The sequence below is a fragment of the Streptomyces sp. A3M-1-3 genome (assembly GCF_024213665.1).
Lineage (GTDB): Bacteria > Actinomycetota > Actinomycetes > Streptomycetales > Streptomycetaceae > Streptomyces.
This window is the reverse complement of record NZ_JANAVP010000080.1, coordinates 1-1,013: the sequence shown is the minus strand read 5'-3', so window position 1 is coordinate 1,013 and position 1,013 is coordinate 1. Positions and strand designations below refer to the sequence as shown.

The 1,013-nt window shown below is 68.2% G+C and carries 1 protein-coding gene; it reads left to right on the top strand.

Annotation, left to right across the window (positions count from 1 at the left end; all coding sequences use genetic code 11):
• The coding region (locus NLX86_RS34240; protein ID WP_254375723.1) for an acyltransferase domain-containing protein at positions 1–1,013 on the top strand (1,013 nt) is incomplete at both ends.

The window sequence follows — 1,013 nt, the reverse complement described above, 5'->3', positions numbered from 1 at the left end:
TGCCGTGGGTGGTGTCGGCGAGGACTGCCGGCGCGCTGCGTGAGCAGGCCCGCCGCCTGCTCGACCGGGTGGAGGAGAACCCCGGCCTCTCCCCCCTCGATGTCGCCTTCTCGCTCGCCACCGGCCGCTCAGCACTCGAACAACGCGCGGTGGTCACCGGCTCCGGCCGCACCGACCTGATCAGCGGCCTGCGGTCACTGGCCGCCGGCGAAACACACCCAGCCGTCCTCCAGGGCACACGCACCGCCGGATCAACCGCCTTCCTCTTCACCGGCCAGGGCGCACAGCGAGCAGGAATGGGCCTGGAGCTGTACAACGCCTTCCCCGCCTTCGCCACAGCACTCGACGAAGTCCTCAACGCGCTCGACCCCCTGCTCGAACGCCCCCTACGCGACGTCATCGCCACCGGCGAAGGCCTCGACGAGACCGGCTTCACCCAGCCCGCCCTCTTCGCCGTCGAAGTCGCACTCTTCCGCCTCGCCGAATCATGGGGAATCAGGCCCGACTACATCGCAGGCCACTCCATCGGCGAACTCACCGCAGCACACGTCGCCGGAATCCTCACCCTCCCCGACGCAGCCACCCTCGTCACCGCCCGCGCACGACTCATGCAGGCACTACCCGGCAACGGAACCATGCTGGCCGTCCAGACCACCGAAGACGAAGTACTCCCCCTGCTCACCGGCCGGGAGACCGAAATCGCCATCGCCGCAGTCAACGCTCCGCACTCGGTGGTGATTTCGGGTGACGAAACGGCCATCGCCGAGGTTGCGGAGCAACTGACGGCACTGGGCCACAGAACCAAGCAGCTCACCGTCTCCCACGCATTCCACTCCCCCCACATGGACGCAATGCTCGAGGAGTTCCGTACCGTCGCCGCCGCACTGACGTTCAACACCCCGCAGATCCCCGTCATCTCCACACTCACCGGCAAGGTGGCCGAAGGTGAGGAACTGCGCACCGCCGACTACTGGGTGGCCCAGGTCCGCGGCACCGTCCGCTTCGCCGACGCC